General features: G+C 53.2%; 13 protein-coding genes and 1 tRNA gene. 3 read left to right on the top strand and 11 right to left on the bottom strand.

The window, feature by feature from the left end:
- Positions 1-301 precede the first annotated feature (301 nt).
- On the bottom strand, positions 302-865 hold the full coding sequence (locus VM554_01130; protein HVJ06963.1) for a CDP-alcohol phosphatidyltransferase family protein: 564 nt from the start codon (positions 863-865) through the stop codon (positions 302-304).
- Positions 866-1,081: 216 nt separating this feature from the next.
- Between VM554_01130 and VM554_01125 the strand changes: the two genes are divergently transcribed.
- Positions 1,082-1,158, top strand: a tRNA-Val gene (locus VM554_01125).
- Between the two features lie 10 nt (positions 1,159-1,168).
- On the opposite strand, the gene VM554_01120 is transcribed toward VM554_01125, so the two are convergent.
- The 9 genes from VM554_01120 to VM554_01080 form a co-directional block, all read right to left on the bottom strand.
- A complete protein-coding gene (locus VM554_01120) occupies positions 1,169-1,426 on the bottom strand; it encodes a hypothetical protein (protein ID HVJ06962.1) in 258 nt (85 codons plus the stop codon).
- 86 nt (positions 1,427-1,512) lie between these two features.
- The gene (locus VM554_01115; GenBank protein HVJ06961.1) at positions 1,513-2,850 is read right to left on the bottom strand and encodes an AAA family ATPase; all 1,338 of its coding nucleotides are present in this window, start codon (positions 2,848-2,850) and stop codon (positions 1,513-1,515) included.
- Between the two features lie 221 nt (positions 2,851-3,071).
- On the bottom strand, positions 3,072-3,728 hold the full coding sequence (locus tag VM554_01110) for a metallophosphatase domain-containing protein (GenBank protein ID HVJ06960.1): 657 nt from the start codon (positions 3,726-3,728) through the stop codon (positions 3,072-3,074).
- Positions 3,729-3,763: 35 nt separating this feature from the next.
- Positions 3,764-4,459, bottom strand: coding sequence for a hypothetical protein (locus tag VM554_01105; protein ID HVJ06959.1), 696 nt, complete (start codon positions 4,457-4,459; stop codon positions 3,764-3,766).
- 543 nt (positions 4,460-5,002) lie between these two features.
- The gene (locus VM554_01100; GenBank protein ID HVJ06958.1) at positions 5,003-7,342 is read right to left on the bottom strand and encodes a hypothetical protein; all 2,340 of its coding nucleotides are present in this window, start codon (positions 7,340-7,342) and stop codon (positions 5,003-5,005) included.
- A 1,011-nt stretch (positions 7,343-8,353) separates the two neighbouring features.
- Entirely contained in the window at positions 8,354-10,519 is a 2,166-nt protein-coding gene (locus VM554_01095) for a hypothetical protein (GenBank protein HVJ06957.1), read from the bottom strand.
- Between the two features lie 956 nt (positions 10,520-11,475).
- Positions 11,476-13,059 (bottom strand): alkaline phosphatase family protein, encoded by a 1,584-nt coding sequence (locus VM554_01090; GenBank protein HVJ06956.1) that lies wholly within the window; start codon positions 13,057-13,059, stop codon positions 11,476-11,478.
- A 20-nt stretch (positions 13,060-13,079) separates the two neighbouring features.
- On the bottom strand, positions 13,080-14,945 hold the full coding sequence (locus VM554_01085; GenBank protein HVJ06955.1) for a CehA/McbA family metallohydrolase: 1,866 nt from the start codon (positions 14,943-14,945) through the stop codon (positions 13,080-13,082).
- A gap of 73 nt (positions 14,946-15,018) precedes the next feature.
- Entirely contained in the window at positions 15,019-18,204 is a 3,186-nt protein-coding gene (locus VM554_01080; protein ID HVJ06954.1) for a carboxypeptidase-like regulatory domain-containing protein, read from the bottom strand.
- Positions 18,205-19,097: 893 nt separating this feature from the next.
- Here VM554_01080 and VM554_01075 point away from each other — a divergent pair.
- A complete protein-coding gene (locus tag VM554_01075; protein HVJ06953.1) occupies positions 19,098-21,170 on the top strand; it encodes an alkaline phosphatase family protein in 2,073 nt (690 codons plus the stop codon).
- A gap of 430 nt (positions 21,171-21,600) precedes the next feature.
- Positions 21,601-22,863, top strand: coding sequence for an isoaspartyl peptidase/L-asparaginase (locus VM554_01070; GenBank protein ID HVJ06952.1), 1,263 nt, complete (start codon positions 21,601-21,603; stop codon positions 22,861-22,863).
- Positions 22,864-22,953: 90 nt separating this feature from the next.
- Here the strand turns inward: VM554_01070 and VM554_01065 are convergent, their stop codons facing one another.
- A complete protein-coding gene (locus VM554_01065) occupies positions 22,954-23,850 on the bottom strand; it encodes an ROK family protein (GenBank protein ID HVJ06951.1) in 897 nt (298 codons plus the stop codon).
- Between the last annotated feature and the right edge of the window lie 84 nt (positions 23,851-23,934).

Below are 23,934 nucleotides of genomic sequence, written 5' to 3'. Positions count from 1 at the left end.
CTCGCAGGAACCCAAATTGGACAGAAAAGGGGAGAGAAAAGAAAATCGCCGATTCGATTTGACAAGGCGCGACCGGCGGATAGAATCGAGGCCATATCGTCAAATCCCCCGACTCATAAACACCCCGACATGGATACAGGCTGCAAGCATCCCAGAGTGCGAATTGTGGCACGCGAGGAAGACGTGGAATATCTCGAGTGTCTAGAGTGCGGCGAAGTCTTCGACTCGGAAGAACTTCGCGACATCACTGCCGAAGAAACGCCTGGTGCGCCAACCCTGGAGGAAAACGAATAGACAAACGCTACAGCCCAGCGGCATGAGCGGAAACACGGTGACCAACCCTCCACGCGTAATGAAAGCCGGAGAAGATGGTTAGAACCACCGTTGCGTGAAGCGAAAATGTGCGCAGGGCCAGCACCCAGGACGGGGCGTAAAACAAACTGAGAAGCACGCTGACAAGCGCAAGGATCTGGGCACAGGTGTTCGCCTTGCCATAGATACTGGGGCTGAAGTCGCGCATTCCCACTCCTACGTAGAGAATGGCCGAGACGACGAGAATTCCGAGGTCGCGGCCAAACACCAGCACCGTTACTCTCCAGGAAATCAGCCCTACGTGCGTCAGGACCAGGAAGAGCGTACTCAACAGCAACTTGTCGGCCACCGGATCCAGGTACTGGCCCAGCATGGTTTGTTGCCGCAACATGCGCGCGGCCAGGCCGTCCAGGCCATCTGTTATCCCGGCAACCACAAACAACGCAAAAGCTGTTCTATATCGCTGATCGAGGATGGCAAGCACGACAAACGGCACAATACAGAGCCGCAGCAAAGTGAGCTGGTTAGGAGCCGTCCGAAGATCTTTCAGCACGATAGCAGGCCAGAGATAGAGATAGTAAAGATGGGTTCTTCGTTCAGCACCGATGGTATCGCATGGTGGAGTTGCGTGGCTTGTGGCGGTGCACTCCAGACGGCGAAATCGAGTACTGCCGGTGAAACCAACGATTCCTGCCTGCCGGTCTCTGCCAGTACGCGCACGTTTTGCGGAAAATTGATATGATCGTTCGAGTAGGACAAGCCTGCCTATAGGCGCGTAGCTCAGTTGGTTAGAGCGCTACCTTGACACGGTAGAGGTCAGGAGTTCGAGTCTCCTCGTGCCTACCATATTTTTCAATCAGATACGAAGCTCCGCGTGTGCCAGTCCCAACGCCTGATCGGATTCCCCACCAGATCGAAACGAGTCAAAATCGGCGGTAATTAGTTTTTCTTTTCTGCCGAACTTCCGTACCCCTGCAATGGCTTGTTTCACCTTGCCGCTGACGGTTGTCCAGCCGAAGCCATTCTTCTGGTGCAGGTAGATCAGCCACTCTTCCAGCCCTTCGGCTTGATGTCGCGGATCGCAGTTTTCTCCAACGAGGCGGGCAATAGGCAACGAGATTTGATGCGGAGACAGGTCCGTTGGCCTTCTTCCTCGCCGGGTGGCCGATCGCCCAGAAGAAATGCAACGGCTTCACGCAGTCACCTCAATTCTGGCACGGACCGAAATCCAGCAGGGTTTGCCTTTTGCGAGCCAACAATCAAGCTTTTGCGCAAGGAGCGAATACCCCGGAGGATATCCTCTCCTGTAATCTCCGATTCCCGCTCAAATGCATGTTGACCTGCCACGATGTACGTTTCGCGAAGTTGCGCGAACGAGAAGCCCTCTGATTCCTTTGCGATCTCGTCGAGGAACCCCGAAGAAGTAGTTGGCCTCATCCGCACGAAGTACGTTTTCCTTAGCTCGAAGTCCGGGTTTGGAAAATGGACGACTCGATCAAACCGTCCTGGCCTTCGCAGGATTGCCGGATCTAGGATTGTGGGCTCGTTTGCCGTTGCGACAACAACAACTCCTTCGCCTGAAGCCACTCCATCGAGCGAGTTAAGTAGCTGCTGCAGACTCAGCTTGCTTCGCCCTCCACCGGTACGAGGAAATGCGCGATCAAGATCTTCGAGCAGAATCATAGAGGGACGGTTACGGATGGCGCACTGAAAGAGATCATCCAAGTCGCTATCGTCAACGTTGGGATCAAACAGCCGGAGAGTGTACGCCGACAAGGAGCGGCTCGTCATCATTGCCCGGATGGCTGTCGACTTCCCGCACCCCGGCGGTCCGTGAAGCAGATAGCCGCGACGGAAAGGAAGCCGCCTTTCGCGGAACCAGCCTTCGCGATCGAAGAAGGATTCAAAGTCGTTTTTCAGAAGATCGACGATTGTTGCATCGAGGACAAGGTCATCCCAGGAGCAAGGTGAGATCCGCTGGGGCAAGCTGCAACCTGTGTGGAGTCGCGGTACTCGGTCACTCACTGCCAGATCTTCAAGAAGAGTTACGACTGCTTGTGTAGATGTCCGCCGTACTATCAACAACCTGTCAGTGCTCTCCAAGGCGCTCTGGAAGCCGCTGTGATACGAGATATTCATTGCGATGATGGGCGAGTCCAATCCACGAACATGCACTGCGACAGGTAGGTCGAACCAATCGAGAGCGTATTTCTTCCGACGATTCGACGAAGAGAGTGTCTGTAATTCATCAACGTTGCCCCGGTGGAGTGTGATTAACGGAGCCGAATACGACGGAATTTCGACGGACGAGAGGCGCGATCTGAGTCTCTGCACCATCGTGGCATCGCAAGCATTCTCGTTCGAACGCTGAATGATAGGATCGATAGCTGCTTGTGTCAGGCACTGCTGATCAATTTTCAAGATTACAGCGTCAGCCATGAATACACCGAGTTGAGACTCGATCCAATCTTTGTGCCTGTCGATGGAATGGCGGATTACATTTGGGCTTACAGCGAATTCCAGTGTCTCGTGCGTCATCGACAATCCTCAGTTCATGAGTTCAGTGTTTGAAATTTGCGGAACCCTTTAGCTCTGGCCTGCCCCAAGACACCGGGAGCAGATACCAGAAGAAGAGCAAAATCCGCAATGTTTCGGATACGGCTTCTCCTGGCCGAATCCTGGATACCCGAAACGACCTGTACCTTTACATTGCTGGCAGCGGCCTGTGCCATTGCATCGATCGCATTGCTTTGCCATTACTACTTAATCCTTTCGGTGTCGTTAAAATCGAGTCCGGCGATATCCAACACGATGGGCTTGTTTTCCAACGCACCGGTCAGCCCCAATAGAGCCGCATTCACGAACATCGTGTCGCGAGTCGGGTTCACGCCATATCCAGCGTGAACGTGACCGAATACGTGGAGTCGAGGTTTTACCCGAATGACGGCTTTGCGGAGGATAGGATCTCCAGAGGGCCCCGGATATTCGTCTGTTCCATCGAGGATGCCGTACGGAGGCATGTGGGTTATCAAAATGTCGGTATCGTTCGGAATGCTGGAATATATACGGACACGATCAGCTTCATTGCTTCGTCCAAACGCTCCGCCGTAATGCGGGGTCATAGGCGAACCCCAGATCTTCACCCCGGCTAGATCTATTCCTTCGTTGCTAAGAAGAATGCAGTTTGTGAAAAGCCGAGCAAGGCCAGGATCCTCTTCCAGTAGGAACTCGTGATTGCCCGGAACCACTACTTTGTGTGCGTGTGGTAGCTCTCCAAGCCAATCATTGAACTCAATGATCTTCCGTCGCGACTTCCCGAAAAATGTAAAGTCACCGGCATGGATGAGCAGATCCCCCCTGGGGATTTGAAGTTCGCGATGGAGTTCGTGTGTATCAGAAATGCAAACGACTCTCAATTGTCCTCCTTGAAAGACTGCCTCTCACAACCTGATCACTTCGGCTGAATGTTCAGCGAGCCATCCCTGCGCACTTCGATCGACTTGTTCTTGTAGACGAGCCCCGGGCCGCCTACTCTGAAGACACCGAATCTTGTAATCCGGCATTTGCCGCGAATATCCAGGCTGACTCTTGCATCCGGATAAGTGACCCATTCATAGCCTGTAATGTCGCCAAACAACAGCAGCTTTCCACGACTCTCCTTGAAGTGCCTCCGCACCCGCCAAGACACCCAACCGAGTTGCGCCTCTTCGCTTCTCTCGCGGACATGCTGGGGAATATCAAGATATCTCCATCGTGCTCCTGAGAAGGCTGCAGCAGTAATGGAAGTCGGCGTATTGAGCGAATGGTTAACGTATATGTAGGGCTCGAAATGTTCGTGAGCCAGCCGATCGTGAGCCTCTTCCTTACGCTGTTCTTTCTCGATACGGGCAGCTTCCAGAAACGCCTTCTCGAATTCTTTGCGGCGTCCATACACTTCCTGTACGCGCTTAAGACACCACTGATCGTTTAGATTGCCGTGGAGCAGACGGTCGAGATTCCGCGACCCTTTAGTCAGATTTTTGTATCCAAGTGTTTGGACGAATGCCGATCGCTTTAATCCTGAGTCGGAAACGATCTGTGCTACAAGCTTGCTGACAAGTTGATCAGATGTATTCGATGAAATAGTGTGACCTCCACAGATGCGCATCTTGTACCGCAATCGAGGTGGATCGCGGGATGAAGCATTCACCCGATACTGTGATCTACAGGGTTGGAAGGGACAGAGGATAAGATTGCTTCAGAGAAAAGGTACAGGCGAATGCTGGCAACTAAAATGTCGCCCGAGTGCAAGTCTCGTGGGCAAGCAGTGCAGTTCAACACTGTGGTGTAGATGGAGGTTTGCGGGGGGTCACTTCGGCAAAGACAGTATCGCCCTCTTCATCTTTCAGCAGGGAGCGCAGCACGGTTATCCGGATTCTGATCTGGTGCTGTGAGAATCTTGCTTCCCCGACACTGGCAAGCTGACGAAAGTGCTCACCGCGTGCCGAATCGTTGATGTTGATTCGCGGATCGGCGGGATAGTCGATTGTGTAAACGGAATTCGCTACAAACGTCCCGCCGAGCCGGTGTAGATATTCGTGCTGCCCTAAAAGTACGCTCCATCTGTCGCTGAATCTGGAGCAGCGATTCCGACGTTCCGGCCTCGGGATGCGAGCAGGGCCCTGCTATAAAGCTGATTCTACGGTGACACTCAAAACGTGAACCGCACCATAAGGCCAATCTGCCGTGCTGCCGAGCCATTCAGTTCAGCGTAAGTAGAGGTGATGCTGCCTGCGGCGGGCGAGCTAATGTTCACGTCCGACGGCGGCGAGAAGTTCGGATGATTGAGTAGGTTCTGCACAGAGATACTCAATTGAAGCCGCACGCGGTCGCGAAGCGGCATCTCTTTGGTCAGGTTGGAATCGAGCTCAACATAATTTGGAGCTTGCAGTGTGTTTACGCCAGCGTTTCCAAATCTCCCCACATCGGCCGGGGCCGAACATAGAGGAAGTGCGTCTGGACATCCGGGTATTTTAAAAGCGGCTGGGTTAAACCACTGCGCGAGCCTGCGACCTGCCGGTGGCCGGCTACTTACGCCCGGAACTATGTCGGGGCGCAGGTTGGTGGTGTTGTTGGTATTCGAAACATCGAAACCAGAGAAAAGCGGAGTGTAATACGGCCCCGTTTCCGCCAAGAGGTTCAACGCAACCGTCCAGCCTCCAAAGATTGACCCCTTCGCGTGCTGAAAGTATCTATCCTTTTTTGTATCTCCGAATGGCAGGTTGTAGATTGTGTTCAGAAATGCGCGATGCCTGCTGACGTTGGTCGAGTTTCCATATTCCGCGGCACGGTTATATGCATCCTGAATCAATTGCCCTCTATAACTGATCTGATCCTGGGTATCTGTCAGATCCTTAGCCCAGGTCCAGCCACCTTTGAAGGACAGTCCATGATCCATTGTTTTTCGAACCACCAACTGTAGTGAGTTGTAGTTCTCTGTGCCGCCGTTATCTGCCCAAATCACAGAGTTGTAGAGAGGATAGGTATAGCTAGAGGAACTAAACGGTTTGGTGCTTGCGTGTGGCTGGTTGAGATTACGGCTGTAGATCAGGTTTGTAGCTTTACTGCCAATGTAGGAAATGCTCAGGCTAAATGTCTGGAGTGCCCAGTCTGTGGTGAGATTCCATTGCTGAAGATAAGGAACGCGCAAGCGTGGGTTGACTCCGACCATATTTTGCGTCGGAACCTTTGCGGTTGCTGGAAAGGGTTGTGCGAGGGTCAGCAGAGGCTTGCCGTTCGTGATGCTATTGGTAAAAGACTCGCTGCTGGAGAAAGGTCCACCGGAGAGATCCAGCGCTCCATAGATGCTATTACCGTAGATACCGTAGCCACCACGCAGGACGATGCCATGCGCTCGCGATAGTTGGTAGGCAAATCCGAAACGCGGATAGACATATCCTTTGTGAAAATCGAGAAGTGAACGCTTTGGGTAACCGGCCCCTGAGGCGGTTTCAATCGGAAGATTCTTCGGAAACAGCGGATTGATTCTAGACAGACCACTATCAGGAATCACGATGCTTCCATTGCCAGGATCAAAACTTGCGAGCAAGCCGTTCTTTTCGTAATACGGCCCCTGCGCTTCCCACCGCAGACCGTAGCTCAGTGTCAGGGCTGGCAGAACCTTGAACTGATCCTGCGCATATGCGCTCCACCACGTACCAAAACGATGGGACTCTGGAGTAGGAACAGTGAGAGATGTTGTTTGAGGAAGACCTAAGAGAAAATCCGCGTAGGGAACTCCAGTAAAGGCTCCGGTAAAGGCATAGGAGCCATAAACATTTCCTCGAATATTGAAGCCGGAGTTCTGATCTCGAACGGCTGTAACTCCAAAGCGGTAGGAATGCGACCCCTTCGTCCAGGTCAGGTTGTCAGTCCATTGAAAACTGGTGTCAGTAAAGCGAAAGTAAGGAACCTGACTCGCAGTAGTAATTCCGGTAATGCTTATGATCGGGACGGTCGGAATCCCGATAGTAGCCACACCCTCAATGCCAGCTGCATTGAGGATGGTATTACCTGCATATTCTGAAGCGATGCTGTTTTTTTGCCGGGTAAATCCGATGCGAGCCTCATTCAGCAATGCTGGTGATGGCACATGGGTCCAGGAGATCTGCCCGCTGCGGCCCAGCCGGTATTGTCTGCGTAGCCCATAGGGAGGAAGGCTGCCGGGTTGCCATGACGTACGCGGCAAGTTGATGAAGTTAAAGCTTGCATAAACGTGGTCGCTGGCGCTGAAGATACGGTCCAGTCGTGTGTCAAAGCTATCGAAATTCGTCTGCCCACTCAAACCCGGCTTTAACAGAGCCCGGTAATTCCCTGACACAAGATCAGGCATGCCGTAGTTGGGTTGGGGATAGTATAAATTCTGGATTTTATTGGAAACAGAACTAATCAAATCAGTGGGAATTTGTTGGTTGGGAATTGCTTGACCGGTGTAGGGATTCGTCAGAGTTCGCGTTGCATCGCGAAAATTACCAGAGCGCCATGTCGCCAAAGGAACATTGCCGTTGACGATAATGTCCGTGCTCTCACGCGAGTGCTCCCAATCCACAAAAAAGAAGGTAGAGCCCTTCCTGATCGGTCCCCCGAGGCTAACAGCTCCATCGTTGTAGATGCGAGATGGAACGCTATTGGCGAAGTAATCTCTTCCATTCAGGAAACTGTCATTGTGCATGTAGAAGATACTGCCATGCATTGTGTTACCGCCTGCCTTTGTGACAGTGCTGTACTCAGCAGGGCGTGGGAACTCGGCGGGACTACCCGCTAGTTCGACACTTACTTCCTGTGTTCCTTCCATCCCGGACTGGACAACCGTTCCACCTCCGCCATCTATCTGTGATGCCACGATCATTCCATCTACTGCGGGCGTATTGTCCAGATAGCGGCCTCCATCGACCGAGATCCATCCCCCTCGGCTCCATGTCGTACCTGGATTATTAAGAGCGAATGCCTGTGTCCGTTGATCCCCGAATTGGCGGCTTACTGAGGGGAGACCAGAGATCTCCCGTTCCGTCGCTAGATTCGCAATGGCGCCGCTATCATTCGTCAATTGCTCATTATTCGCGGTCACCGTTATCGAAGTCGTAGCATGTCCGATTTTAAGCTCGACAAGGATCGTACGTTTGTCCCCGGAGCTTAAAGAAAATTGCCGTGATTGCGTGATCTGGTATCCGTCATGTTCAACACGCAGCAGATATCTTCCTGGTGGAAGAGCCGGAATGCTGAATGTTCCTGTATCGTTTGAAAAAACGCTGCGCTTGAGTTCGGTATCGCTGTTCGTTAGATCAACACGGGCACGCGTGACGATGGCATTGCTCTGGTCCACAACCGTTCCACTCAAGTCGGCGGTATCGTTCTGGGCGTGAAGTCGACACGAGAGAAAGAGCACCCAGAAGACAATAAAAATCCGCTGTCCTTTTTGGAAAGCTAACGCTGGCGCCGATCTCTTTATCGTCACGTCAATGATTTCTCTATTGTAGGCAGCCTCTGTGAATAGACGATGCCATCACCGAGCTGCCCGGTCGGCCTCCGCCTTCAACGTTCTTTCTGCAGTGGCAGTTTCTCGCGCGAGGCTTTCGAGTCTCTCGAGCGACAGCCAAAAGCTCGACTTCTTGAGTACGTCGCTCTCTCCAGGAGAGGCCGATAGCGTGAACGCGGAAGCAAGGATACGGTCGTTTGATCGAGACAGATTTAGTAGTTGATCGGCAGCGTTCGTAAGCTCTTTGATATTTGTAATCGGTTCAACTCCAGCCTCATCTATCTGGTGTGGCGGCGAGAAATAGGCGAGTTCCACACGAGTCGCCTGAACACAGAGCAGAAGAGCGGAACTGTGTAAATCGATGATCTGCACCCATTCCAAACGTGCCTGTGGAGAGAGGCTGATTAGGTCTGCGGGCGAGAAGCGCCTGGCGATCCGATCCAGAGCCCATGCGTGCTGCTGGGCCTCGTCAGCATTTGCCAATACCTGTCGCGAAAAGTGCTGCATCGCACTTTCCATTTGATCCGGCGGCGTGCCACGCTCCATAAGAAGCTGACGCAACTGGTGGTCAACGGGAATCGTACCTTCTGTTGGCTCGACAAGTTCGACAGCCTGCCTGCTCTGCTTTCCTTTACTGCTGCTATGAAGCTGATCGGGTGTCAGCAGGTGAATCTCAATTCCACTCTCCGCACGCAAAGGATTAAGGACGCGGAGAATCTCGTCCCGGCGTGCTGCCGAAGCAATCGTTCCCGTGATCCGGAGCGTACCGTGCGCGGTAGCTTGAACGCTTGTCTCGCCATTCATGTCCGCTCCAACCAGGCTGAGAAGATACAAGGTGTGAATGATGCGTTCGGCGCTTACATCGTCCATCCGCCCGGTTGCATCGAGAGACTGCTCACGAGAGAAGGTTTGGGATACTACTTCAGATAGCTCCTTATCCGGTGCGAAAACATCTTTCTGCACGCTGGAACGCGCGATCCGCTCATAACTCGACTCGATAAGACGGACATGGTGTACCGCTCCATCCGAACGCAGGACAAGATCCTCCTCTACCGGATGAAGATCGTTCCGTCGCAACACAAGGGTTGCCTCAACCAGTCGACCGCCATCGTTCGCTGGATGCCTATAGGTGATCGAATAGCGATCGCTCGCCTGCTGGATTGCAGAAGGTTGATCCGGCGCAATGAGGTCCTGGAATTGTTTCGCAGAGGGCGTGATCTGCCAGACATCCTGCACCTGGAGGTCTGCGCGGTTCAACTGGGCATCATGGCCCCGGTTCAACTTGTCAAAAAACTTCGTGCGGTTTCCGCGTGTAATCTCTTCGGCGACAAGCGTGCCATCATGGGCGTAAAGCCGTCTGGCTCGGTTCTGTGCATCTCCTGAAGCCCACTCTTCTACCGAATCTTCACGCACCGTCTGACCTGAATCTCCGAGTTGCTCGATGCGCATAGTTCTCCGCACCAGATCATTTGGAGTTATCTCCGCGGTTGCTCGTTGATCGGCGCGCCGAAGGAGTTCACCAGGTGACTGCCACGGTTTCGAAGCACGCAGAAGCACCACGCCTGCAACTATAACCACCGATACGGCGACCGTAGCCGTTGCGCCTATCGGCCAAACGTCAGTGCAGCGAGCCCAGAATGCCGCAACAGTTCTTCCGAGAGTCCAGGATCCGCCACGTGTTGGCTCGGCTCCGGCATCTTCTCGCAGGCGCTCGAATAGAGCCGCTTCCGCCAGTGTCTCCGACTCCGTAAATAGAGGATCGTGATATCTCACGCATATCGTGGGGCTATCTCCCGAGATCGAAACCGACACTTCAAGCGTGCGTCCGTCGCTCAATTGAATGCTTGCGCGCTCTCCCGAGTTCGTTGGACTGGACGAAGAACTGATCGGCAGGTACAGGAGGCGGATACTCTGCTCACTGAAGATTTCAAGAAACTCCAGCGTCCGGTTTCTGCCCACTCTGACGTGAAATTCACTCAGTTCCGAGGTGATCTTTTGAGAGGACTTAATCTCTCCATTGACCGCGACCTGCAGGTAATTCGGGCGGTGTTCATTCTCTTCTTCGAGCCTGCGCAAGGCTTCGCGCTCCACGTTATTGGAAGAGGCTCCGCCGCCACTTCCCGATCCGCCGCCATCTTTGGGAGAAGAGCCATCCTCGCGGCCAAGGGTCTTTGAGGGGCATCGATCAGCCAAGAGTCGAATCCCTAGAATCCAGTTCAATGTATCCAGGCATTGCGGACAACTTACCAGATGTGCGAGCTCGGATGTGCTGAGGGATTTCGAGGAACCGGATGTATAAATGTCCTGCAGTGCCTCCTTCGAGAGGCATTTTCCCTCGCAGGATCGAAAGACCTGATGGCGCAGCGCCAGAAAGCATTCCTGCGACTCTTCCGGCACGGGTGGTGTTTCGCGAGACGTGCGTCTCTCCCCAAAAATCCGTAATGCGTTGGGTCGCGAGACACTGAGACGCGCCTCTTTCCGGGCGGTATGAAGGTACTTGTCGACCGGAATCCGTGTTGTTTTCAAAATACGAGCAATTTCACTCGGGAAGTAGGCCAGAAAAAAGCGCAGGATGAGCACGCTTGCCGAGCGAGAGGTCTTCTTCCGCTCGCACGCATAGTCGCAAATCCGTATCAGCTCCGCCCATATCGCAGAGAGAGGCCTGCCGGGAATAGAACGCAGCCCCTGTTCCACCGAATCATAGTCGATGACTGATAGTTCGCAGATAGGGCTACGTTGTGCACGGCGCAATTGGGAGAGACGCATGTTGCGCAACATCGTGTACAGATAACCGCGAACACGATCCGGGTTTGAATCCAGGCTGGGACGAAGTCGGATTAATTGAATAAAGAGATCGTGAACCAGATCCTCAGCTTCGCAATGCTTACCCTCAGTCAGTCTCAATGCCCATTGCATCAACCACGAATAATTCCGCTCGAAAACCCTTTCGTGGGTGAGCTCTTCTTCTTGAAACTGAGCCTGCTGCATATCCTGGGACCTCTTTAATTGTTACTCGCTCGCTGGAGCAACCTTCCCTGCGAGAACCCAGAATTCATCGCAATGCAACAAACCGCATGCATTTTCACGCGGCTGCAATGCTCTAGCCACCTGGATCGAAAGGTTGCCAGATCATTTGCAGCCACCGTGTATTACTTGCCGATCATCTGCGAAAGTATGTGTCCAACGCTTCCTGACGGTGTTTCAACGTTCAAAAGGAACGCTAATGTCGGCGCAACGTCGCTAATGCCCGTGCGAGACGTATAGAAGCCCGGCTTGATCCTCCATCCATAGAAGATGAGCGGAACATGAGAATCGTAATCGTACGGTGTACCGTGACTCGTACCTGCGCCGGCATGTGTTGCGTACGGGTCCAGCAGAATGGAGACATCGCCGGATCGCTCTGAGAAAAATCCTCGCGCCATATATTCGTCGATGGTGGATCCCATTGCCACGTGCTGCTCAAACTGGTGCCTGGTATAAACACGGGCAACGCCGGGGAGACTTTCTGCTGTTGTAGCTACTGTATCTTCAACGTCCGATTTGGAAAGTCCTTTTTTGGCAATAAGCTCATCGTTAAGATAAAGGCTCGCCCCTTGATCTGAGAGTATCCACTCGCCTTCACCGAATCTTTCGCGGAGTCTTGCCTGGATCGGTTGCAGCAACGCAGTGCTGTGTATGCGTGTTCCTGGGAGCTTGCGTTGTGCATTGACTTCAGGGACAGGGGCGACGCCGTGATCGGCTGTAAAGATGACCAGAAGATTTTGTGGACCGCCCACTTGCACCTCTGCCGCATGAATCAACCTGGCGATTGTGCGGTCCGTCTGGACGCACATCTCTTCGACCTCGGGAGCATCAGGGCCTACGCGATGCCCGAGAGCATCGTTAGCCGAAAAGCTCACGGCCAGCACATCGGGCGCAGCATGATGACCGAGATTTTCGCTGTGCAGCGCGGTCTCTGCAAGTTCTTCGAGAACGTTATTGGCATAGGGAGTCCCTGCCAAGGCACCATAGAAGGCTTTTCCTGGCGAAGACGGCAGCTCCAGGAAAGCAGGACTATTGGGATTCAATGAGGACTTCCATATCTTTCCCAGATATTGTTCAGCAAGCCGCTTTTTGTTGAAGTCCACCATCCACACAGGGAGCGTGCTCTCATACCAGGAGCTGCTGACAAACCCTCCGATATTTGCGTCGAACCAATACGCGGCATCCGCCATCCGGCCAACCATTAAGATGGCGGCCCTATCTTTCATCGAGATCCCAATGACCTTCGACTTGGCACCTCCCACAATCTTGAGCTCATCTCCAACCGTGCTGACAACAAGATTATGGGGAGACGAACCCTTTGCCGAAGAATCACCGGTCAAGGTAGTCTCTGCATCTTCAACCGAAGAGATTACTTTCCCGGACTGCCGATCGTACCATTCATTTCCAATGATGCCGCTCGTGGCTGGAACCGAGCCAGTAAGCAGAGTGGCATGACCCACAGCCGTCACCGTCGGGAAATGGTCTTGATGAGCATCGGGGAAGACCGCGCCCTTTTCGAGCAATTCCGCGATGCCCCCCGTGTACTCCTTACGAAAGCGAGTAGTGTAATCCTCCCGAAACTGATCGACCACGATCGCCAAAATCAACCGCGGTCTGTCCGGAGTATTCGCAGGCGCTGCAGCGGCATACCCTGCCATAACAACAAAAACGGTGATTCCTGCAAAAATAGTTTGCTTTATGTTCATCATCTATTTCTTTCGCGGTGACATTATGCCGAAGGTTGCATCTCACATTTGAGTTGGATTTGATCGAGCGCCTTCTTGACCTTTTCAAAGGTAGCCCAATCTAGGAGTTCTGCAAGTTGCATCTCCAAGGTTGAATTGAGCAAGGCTGGCGTATCGATGAAGATGCTTTTCATCGCGGACTCATATCCTGATGCCCGGACACGAATACGCGCAGTAGCAGGCGCATTGAAAGTTACGCGGCCGCCTGTGAATTCACCCTTGCTTAACAACGTGGATTCCCTCCCAATCATGTTGAGTATCTCGTAGCTGCCATCGAGCGGCTTGCCAGAACCGGAAGCGACCACTTGTAGTTCCACATTGGCTCTTGCAGGCGGGGGAGTTTGAAATCCAGGAGCCTCAAAGTAAATCGGGTTAGAAATGGCATACTGGTTTCTCTGCGAGCCATAACACTTCACGATGTACCAGGATGTCTTATCCTCTTCAACATCGAAGTCCAATGTGTGAGTCTTCGGCTTTTCAGCAAGTTCAAAGGTCTTGTAGACCTGCCCGTTTCGAATAACCTCGATCTTCGTCAGATACTCGTTCGGTACACCGCTGGCCCAGGCTTGTACGTGGGCGGTGCGCCTCATACGATTGAGAACCGGGATGACATCGCCGATCCCGTGCCCGTCTACCGTAAACGTCAGCAGTGGACCACTGGTAACGAAGTTACGTCCGCCCTTCATCGCCACGGCCACTTTTTCTAAGGTCACATCCCCATCAATCCGCGTGTAGACGCGTACAACGCCCGGAGTCGCTCCGCCAGGAGTGTCAAATGCGGCATCCGTAGAAGCCGTAGCTGGAATTCTGTATCCCCGATTCAGGAGCATGAACCAGAGCTGCTCTGCAAGCTGGTTTACTAGCTGCTCCTTGGTTTGCATCAGGATATCAATCGAGTCATAGGTGGGTCCGGCTATCGTATCGAACGGAAGCTCCTGAGCCATGTTGGAGACGAACTTCTCCTGCTGTATAGGAAACCCATTCTTCCCTCCCCACTCTCCTCTCCAGATACGGCAGGGATGAGTATAAGAGACGATTCCGCCAGTAGCATGAATGAAGGCATGACTTTCAAAGTTCGGAGTCGGTACTTTTTCTTTCTGATAGTCTCCCGCACTCATCGCAAATAATTCCGAAATCGGATCCGCTCCATTTGCAGCTATATCTCGAACTGCTAGCGTCCAGCCGTGCCCCATGCAATGGGATACATCTCCCTTCCAATAGTTTTTAGGGGCTTCCATATTCCATTGCAGCACACAGTCACTTGTCGAGACGGATGCGCATTCCTGGGAAAGAAGTGTAGAGGTGACGGTCTCGACATTCCACTGCTGAGCCACAGACATGTAGTCCAATGCTTCCGCTCGTGCTGTAAGTGCCATGAACGGGAAGCCCGCCTGAATCGGACCTTGACCATGTTTCATGTGGACATGGCTATCCCCACAGACCCAACCTTCTTTACGTAGAGGTGATACCCGCGTCAAGTTAACAGTGCACTTCGTTGTCTTACCGGGTTCGAGGAGTAGTTCCCGCACTTCGGCTATATAGTCGCACCCTCGCGTAATCACGACTTTGATCCTGCCTTCGGTGATCACCGAATGAAACTCGCCAGAAGATCGAATGCCGCCCTTATAGCCCGGATCTTTTGTAATGAGTTTTCCGGTAGAGTCCCAGATGGCAATTGAAGAAGGGATGCTTTGCTTCGTCGCAGAGTCATAGACCTTCAAGTCCAGGACTGCAGCCTCCACCTTCGCTTCGCCAAATGCAAAGCGAAGGTGGAGACCACTAGCTGCAAGGATTGAGCTGCGGAGAAACGATCTGCGAGTCGACACTGAACATCCCAAATCTTCTATCATCTTTCTTCCTTAGTACACACATCAGGTTGAGTACCCGTGAGAAGCTCCTCAGCGAAGGACGCAAATGGCTGCATCAGAACTGCACGCGCATGCCGAGATCAAGAAATCTCGACTGCTGGCCATACAAGTCCCCTGCTGTACCGGTAATCACCCCATACGTCCCCGTCGACTTTATGTTCGCCGCGGGAACTCCGAAGCTGGGATGATTGAATACATTCGTCGCCGTAGCGTTGAACTTGGCGACGATTCTTTCTCCGACGTGGATGTCCTTATATAGCGAGAGGTCTATGTCTGTAAGACCCGGGCCAACCAGAGAGTTCACGCTTGCATTGCCGAATCGACCGACGTTGGACGGCGTAGAACATACGGGATTCGTATCGGGGCATCCTGGGATCTTGAATGCGGACGGGTTGAGCCAGCTAGCAATAGTTTTATGGGACGCGTAGGGATTTACTCCAGGCACGACGTCCGGCCGCCCTGAGAAGTTGTTGGTGTTAGACGTGTCATATCCGGAAAATGTAGGAGTGAAATAAAAACCAGAATGCTTGTCAACGATCCAGGCCATTCTCCATCCACCAAGGGCCAAATCCGTGGCCCTTCCGGCATTGCCAAGGAACATTTGGCCTTTGCCGACTGGCAGGGTATAGACAACCTGAGCAAAGAAGTTTTTACCAACGTATGCGCCACTATTGCCGTATTCGGCTTTCAGATTGTATGCGTCCTGAATCTGCGAACCAGCGAAGCTGCTATTGTCCTGTACGTTCGTGAGGTCCTTGGCCCAGGTAAATCCTGCATTGATGACAAGATTCCTACCATACGGCCTCTTTGCGAATAACTGCAGCGAATTGTAATTATCGACGCCACCATTGTCTGCCCACGCAATTGAGAAATAGTTCGGATAAGGACGATTGGAGGCGGAGAAAGGTGCTGTGCTGGGTCGTAGCTGGTTGAGATTTCTGACATAGGGAAGGTTGGAGGTATTTGCACCGACATAGCTTCCGCCTAGATCAAAGCCTGCCAACTCCTGCTCGAGCGTGAGGCTCCACTGCTGGAGATATCCGATTTTGAGATGGGGATTGATGCCATTTACGGACTGGCTGGCTACTGTCCCCGTATCAAGAAAGGGATGAGGAAAGCTGAATAGAGGAGAGCCGTTGACAAACTTATTGGTGAAAGACTCGCTGCCCGAGAAGGGGCCGCCACTTAGGAAGCCAGCCGCACTGCCGTATGTCGTCAAGCCATATATCGCGTATCCGCCACGGATGACGGTATTGTCACCAAACGGCCGATAGGCAATTCCGATACGAGGATAAAAATATGCGAAGTGTTTGTCTACCAGGTTAGCGGACGGATATCCAGCCTGCTCTGCGGTCTGAATCGGGATGTTGGAAGGAAACAGCTTGCTGACCCGAGCCAGGGCCTTCTGAGGTACAACGAGTGATCCCGATGCGGGATTGAAGTTGTACATCAAACCTTTTTGTTCACTGTAAGGCTCCTGCGCTTCCCAACGAAGGCCCATATTTACCGTAAGCCTGGTTGTTGGCTTCCACTGATCTTCAACGTGAGCGGACCACCAGTCACCTACCCAGTGGGGAGTTGGAGCCGGGGAGGTGAGACTGGTAGATTGCGGAGTTCCCAACAGGAAGTCGGCGTAAGGAGAGCCCGTGAATGCTCCTGTGAAACTATAAGTACCGTATACGCTTCCGCCATAAAAGAAGGAGCTGTTTCTATCGCGGATCACATCAAAACCCGCTTTGATGAGGTGAGTTTTGTGTACCCAGCTCAGGTTATCAGTCAATTCAAAATCTGTTGTGACGCCGCCGAAATAGGGAACCACATTAGGCGACGTTAGACCCGTAACATTAAAGACTGGATAGGTTGGAAGCCCTACGACAGGTACTCCCGTAATACCCACCTGCGCCAGGATTTTATCGCCGACCACCGGCGTTTTGATTTGATTGTTATCTCGTGCGAACCCAATACGAAACTCATTCAAAGTATTGGTGCTGATAGTGTGAGTCCAGGCAAACACACCAGAGCTTGCAACTCTCAGCGACGATCTAAATGAAAAGGGAGGAATGACGGGAGCCACATATGCACTGATCGGCATACGGCTGTAGCTGAAGCCACCGTAAAAGGAGTTCTGCTCCGATGGCCGAAAGTCGAGACGCGTATCAAAGCGGTTGTAGTTCGTGACACCATTATTTCCCGGATGGAACAATGCACGATAGTTACCCGCTTGAAGCGACTGTGACCCATAGTTAGGAGCAAGAAAATATAGGGCCTGAATGTTCTGCGATACCGAACTAATCTGATTCGATGGAATCTTGTTTCCTACATATGGCAGATGGGTATGTGGATCAATCAGAGGAGTGCTCAGATTGCTGAAGTCACCAGTCCGCCACTGTTGGAGAGGAACGTTTAGCGTATCGATGACCGCGGTAGATTCCCGCGAACCCTCATAATCACCAAAGAAGAAGAGCCTGTTCTTCAGAATTGGTCCGCCGAGGCTTCCACCAAAGTTGTTGTATACGCGAAATGGAGCCTTCGCTGAAAAGTAGTTAGCTGCGTTGAACCGACTTCCGTTGTAGTTGTAGAACAACCCGCCGTGAAATGTATTCGTTCCGCCCTTCCTTACCATTGCCAGTTGCACAGGCTGGCTAAATTCAGCAGAGGCATTCGAAAGAATCACATCTACTTCTCCCATTCCCTCAAGCCCCGGCTGGACGGTGCTTCCTCCAACAGAATCCATTGACGACATCACTGTAATTCCGTCAACCGTCGGCTGCTGGTCCATGTAACGCGCACCATTCGCAATGATGCTGCAACTCTGGCATCGCGCGTTGCTCACGCCCGTATTGAAAAAGGCATAGCCATAGACGCCCTCATCTCCCTTCTGACGTGTAATCAGGGGCATCTGCTCCATCTGCTCGGGAGTGAGAACCGTGGATAGAGCGGGAGTTTGCGTATTCAGGATCGGCTGCAGCCCTTTCACCTCTACGGAAGTACTGCCCGCGCCAGCTAACAGCAGCGGAGCATCCACGTTCGCGGTTTGATTCGCGTTGAGATTGATTCCGCTAGTTACCGATGGCTCGAAACCCTTGGCTTCGACACGAAGCGTATAGCTGCCAGGAAGAAGATTGGGAACGATGTAAACTCCCGAGTTAGAGGTAGTCGATTTGTAGACAAAACCGGTCTTTTCATTCGTGAGCGTAATCGTCGCGTTCGGGATCAAGGACCCAGTCGGATCTTTCGCCACGCCTGTGATTGTCCCGAATGTAGTCTGGGCTTGTGCAGCTCTTACCCCAATTAGCGCTGTCAGGAACAAGAACAATAGGCACATCCGTTGCATGGATTTTAGCGAAGCACACAACTTCAGGTTCATTATGCTTTCCTCTTTCAGACGAACAGTCCTGTGGTCGAGAGTGGATTCAATAGATGAGTTGCTTTGGGCGATAGATTATGCGCACGCAACAATCGGCTTAGTCATCGCTGCATCCGGAAGAGCCCAACGTCTTATTCGTGCTCGCTTCATGGAGCACCATGGCGAGGCGAAGATGCAATTTGATCTGCAATCCTGGTGGAGCGATACGGGTTCTTTCTCGGCGACTAGCCATAAAGATGCGTTCTCTACTAACTGCTAGTCATCCGACGAGCGAACCTTCCATGCGCGGCAGTTCAATTCATCGAATCTCAACATTTCGCCGAAGGCTATGGATACGCGGGTAGGCCATACAGTATTTTGGAGAACAGATCCGAACCGATCATTTACCGGTTCCTTCAATATCCGGTAGCGTTTCGCCATTAGGACTGAGGCGCGGCCTCGAAGGAACTGAGTCTGCTCCAGCTCGCCTCCGTTGATATGGCATAGCGTGACTTCTCTTCAGGAGCGTTGCGCCCAATACCCTCGAACCATCTCATCAGACTTTTATTTATTGAGGTTTCATTTCTCAGTAACAGAGTCTCCCTACGATTTGGTCCGCGAGCTGAAATCGACTTCGGCCCCACGACCGGCGACTTGCATGCATTCAGCTCGCGTACCCCGGGATCGGCTATTGTGTCGTCGGCCAGACTTTCCGCGCCGGTCAGTTCCCATCTTTCCGGCCAGTCTCGCTTCCCCAACCAGATCCACCCAAATAGAGGAGATCATTCATGCTGAATCAAGCCTTTGCGCAACTCAGAAAGATGATTTCGTTATATCTAACGCTTACCGTAGCGCTGGGACCAGGGATTCCAACAGCATTTGCCGCAGAGAATGGCAGTTCCAACACAGCGACACCCATTAAGCACGTAATTGTCATCGTGGGAGAAAATCGGTCTTACGACCACCTTTTTGCCACCTACGTTCCAAAGGCAGGGGAGAGCGTAAGTAACCTGCTTTCCAAAGGGATTGTGAATCCCAATGGCACACCCGGGCCGAAGTATTCTCTGGCCGCGCAATCCTCCGCCGACATCACCGGCAGCACCACGTATCAGATGAGCCCTACGACGGGGAAAGCTCCCTATACGGTTCTGCCTGCACCCCTAAACGGCGGACCGTCGAATGTGTGTTCGAGCTATGGAATGTGCAACCTTGGGGATGCCGAATCGTCCGAAGACGGACTGCCCGAACCGCCGGACCCGTACTACAATTCGCTCCTTGTCGGTGGCAGTGGACTGAAAGGCAAAGTTCCTGATTCTCGAATCACGGGGGTGAGCGACACATCTCCATACTCAACGCTGGCGCCCGGCCCCTTCCAAATCACCAATTCCAGCACTTTCCCTTACAACTCTTACGCCAATAGCCCAGTACACAGGTTCTACCAGATGTGGCAACAGGAGGATTGCAACGCTTCGCATGCAACCACAGCGAATCCGAGCGGCTGCCTGGCTGACCTCTTCACGTGGACTGAAGTTACAGTGGGCTCGAACGTGAATGGCAAGGCACAACCAAAGAACTTCTGTACGGATTACGCACCTGGCTGCACGACTACCGGCGAAGGTGCAACGGCGATGGGCTTCTACAACATGCTTCAGGGCGATGCACCCTACACCAAAACACTCACGGACAACTTCGCAAGCAGCGACAACTACCACCAGCCAGCAATGGGTGGGACAGGGCTGGACAGCATCATGCTGTTTTTTGGCGATGCGATCTGGTTCAAGGATCAGAACGGCAATCTCGTTCCTCCCCACAAACAGATGACATTCCAGGGCGGCCCCGTAGATGAAATCGAAAACCCGAACCCTGTGGCCGGAACCAACAATTGGTGGACACAGGACGGTTACGGCGGATTTGGCAACAATGGCGCATCTACGGGTGTCTACGGCGGAGGAAGTTACAGCAACTGCTCGGATCCCTCGCAGCCTGGCGTCGGTCCGATCTTGACCTATCTAAGTTCGTTGAAGCGTCCCGTCAAACCAAACTGCGATCCTGGCCACTACTACCTGTTGAACAACTACAACCCGGGCTACTTCGGAGATGGGAGCAATGCCTATGAGGATGTAAATCCCAACAACACGCCCTTTACGATCCCCCCAACATCGCAGCGCAGCATCGCGGATGTGCTGTTAGAGCACAACGTCTCATGGAAGAGCTACAACGACCAGTGGGACCGCTATCTCGCAGACAAGTATCAGCTCAACTACGGGACCGTGGGGCAGCAAAGCGATGCATACTGCAACATCTGCAATGGATTTCAATACCAGACCCAGGTCATGGCCAACCCGGAGGTTCGAACCACACACATCGTCGACACCGATCAACTCTACGAGGACATCAGGGACAGCAAATTACCCGCAGTGTCGTTCGTAAAGCCGAGCGGATGGGTCGACGGTCATCCGGCGTCATCGAAGTGGGATTTATTTGAAGGCTTCGTGAAGAAGATCGTCGATATGGTGCAGGCGAATCCAAGCCTTTGGAAGTCGACTGCGATCTTTGTCACCGTAGATGAAGGCGGCGGCTATTACGACTCCGGCTACGTTCAGCCGCTCGATTTCTTTGGTGACGGCACTCGTATTCCGATGATCGTGGTGTCTCCGTATACGAAGCCCGGACATATCTCCCACAACTACGGGGATCACGTCTCGATTCTGAAATTTATTGAGCGTAACTGGGGTTTGCCGACTATCTCAAGCCGCAGCCGCGACAACTTGCCGAACCCGACTTATAATCCCTCAGCCAGCCAATACGCTCCAACCAACAGCCCAGCCATCAGCGATCTTTTCGATATGTTCAGCTTCTGAGTGCAACCCGCTTACGCGGCATCGCCCTGCCATAAGGAGGGTGGTGCCGCGTTACATCTCATCACGATGTGTGCAACATGCCTCACGCTCAGAGTGGATCGATCAATCCGCCGCAGCAGCAGCCACTAGCTAACCTGAGCATCAATACCCCGCAGTATCGACACCCATAGTTGAGTACCGCATGTAGTTGAATGCCGCATGGGTTTCTGAGGTCCTCTCAACTCCATTCACATATTGGTTTGCAGATGGGCGGTGAGGAATATCGCTCAAATTGCGCATGGATCGCCATAAAGATGAGCTTCCCATGATCGCTTTTGGTTTACTTTATTCTTTAATCGTTCGCAGACTTGCGGTTCCCTCTTACGAGATTGGATTAGGGAGCAAATTCTCGATCCGCACATGTGCCTGCTAAGCATTGCGAGGAAACATTATGGACACGCTTACTACTCGCCGAAAGTTTCTTTCTCATAGCGCCTTAGCTGCAGCTGGCGTAGCCAGCACTGGCATGTCCCGTACCGATGGGAAGACGGATGGAGACAAGACAAAGCCCGAGGAACTGCCCCGCTATTCGCCGCCTAAGAAGCCTGTGATCATCACTCGGGAAACCGGAGACGAAACCGTCAAGGAAGCCTATGCGATGTTGCTGCAAGGCACGGACACGCTCGATGCCGCACTACATGTCTGCGCTGGAAGAGAGGATGACCCCAAGGACCACAGCGTTGGCTACGGTGGACTGCCGAACGAAGATGGCGTCGTCGAACTTGACGCATCGGTGATGCATGGTCCGACGCGACGCGCTGGAGCGGTCGGTGCATGCCAGAACATCCGGCACGCTGGCCTGCTTGCAAAAAAGGTCATGGAGCGCTCGTCGCACGTGATGATGGTTGGAGCCGGCGCAGAGAAGTTCGCTGTTGCGGAGGGGTTTCAAAGAGAAGATCTCTTTACCGACGATGCACGAAAGATCTGGCTGTTGTGGAAGGAGAATGGCCGCGGCTGGTGGGGGCCCGGAATCGATAGTCCGGATTGGAAGCCGTCGCTTGATGCGCCGAAGGGAGCCATCCCAAAAGCTGCACTGCTGCCAGGACACCCGACGCCTGAACAATCTGCAATGGTGCTGAGCGAGATGAAGCGTCTTACAACATTGGCCGACCGCATGGGTATTCCTGCGAACCTGCGGCGCGAGGCCGTCAGGGAGATTCTGTGGCCAACCACCGGAACAATTCACGTGTCAGCCTTGAATACGGCAGGTGAGATGTCTGGAGCTACCACCACTTCAGGACTCGCATGGAAGATTCCGGGACGGCTTGGAGATTCGTCGATTATTGGCGCGGGCTGCTATACGGACCAGGACATCGGCTCGGCCGGCGCGACAGGAAACGGTGAGGAGAACATCAAAGTTGCCGGAGCTCACACCATCATCGACAGGATGCGGCAAGGCGCATCCCCAAAAGAAGCTGGAATGGAAGCGCTTCGCCGCATAGCGCGCAACTACAACAACGACATGACGCGACTGCGCTATCTCGACATGATCTATTACATCCTGCGTCGGGATGGCGCGTACGCCGGTGTCTCTCTCTGGAGCACGCGCGACATTGGCGTGCAGAAGAAGTTTGTCATCCACGATGGCACGCTTCGCACCGAGCCTTGCGACTATCTCTTCGAAGGCACCACGCTTAGCATCCATCCCTTCTAAAAAATCAAAAGCCTTTCAGGCACTCGCTGAAAGGCTTTGCTGACGTGATTCCGGCTGTCGCCAGACGCGCAGAGTGCAATCAAGCAAGGCTCAATGCGACTGCGACTGCTGAGCGGCAATAGCGGCTCCCAGAGCGCCAGCATCTGTACCAAACTGCGCGGGCACAACCTTGATATCGCAAAATCCTCGCGCAAATTGCTGTGCATACGCATGCACGTGCTCCAAAAAATATGGCCCCGAGGAGGCGACTCCGCCGCCGATGACAAAGACCTCCGGATCGATCAGTTTTTGCACATTTGCCAGCGCCATGCCCAGATATCGCATCGCCCGGTGGACCACGCGCTCCATTAGTTCATTCCCCTCTTGTGCAAGCGCAAAGGCTTCAGAAGTTGACACGGGATGGCCCAGGGCGTAGCTGGCATCGCGGGCGATGGCCGTTCCGCTGGCGATCCCCTCAAGCGCACCGGCCACGCCGCTGGGTGCAAGCGCGCCCTCCGGATCCGCAACGATATGCCCGATCTCTCCAGCGATGCCGTGAACCCCGCGCCAGATGCGGCCATTGAGGATGATGCTGCTGCCAATACCGGTCGAGATGGTGAGGAACACACTGGAAGAAGCATTCTTAGCCGCGCCAAATGTATCTTCGGCCAGAGCCGCTGCATTCGCATCGTTCTCGAGAACGACTACCCTTCCAAGCGCCTCACTCACGTATTCCACCAGCGGCACGTTTTGAAATCCATACACATTGGAGGCATAGACAACCTCGGTCCGCTCCGGGTTGAACATACCCGGCATACCTATACCAACTTGCTGCGCCCTGGGCTGCCCTTCTTCTACTGCCTGTACTTCCTCGATCACGCGGTTCAACACACTGCGCCAGCCATCTTTCGGTGTAGCGATGACTTTCTTCGAGGTAAAGCTCTGATCGTCCAATACACCGATGGAGATCTTTGTGCCGCCGATATCAATGCCGATACTTGTTGTCATATTGGTGCTGTTCCCCAGTGAAAACCCTGCAGAGCACAGGCGCAATCTGCGAGTTCCTCTTCGTGCGTCTGTCTCAGGTAATAC

The organism is Acidisarcina sp., assembly GCA_035539175.1.
Classification (GTDB): Bacteria; Acidobacteriota; Terriglobia; order Terriglobales; family Acidobacteriaceae; genus JANXZS01.
This window is presented reverse-complemented; position numbering and strand designations above follow the sequence as displayed.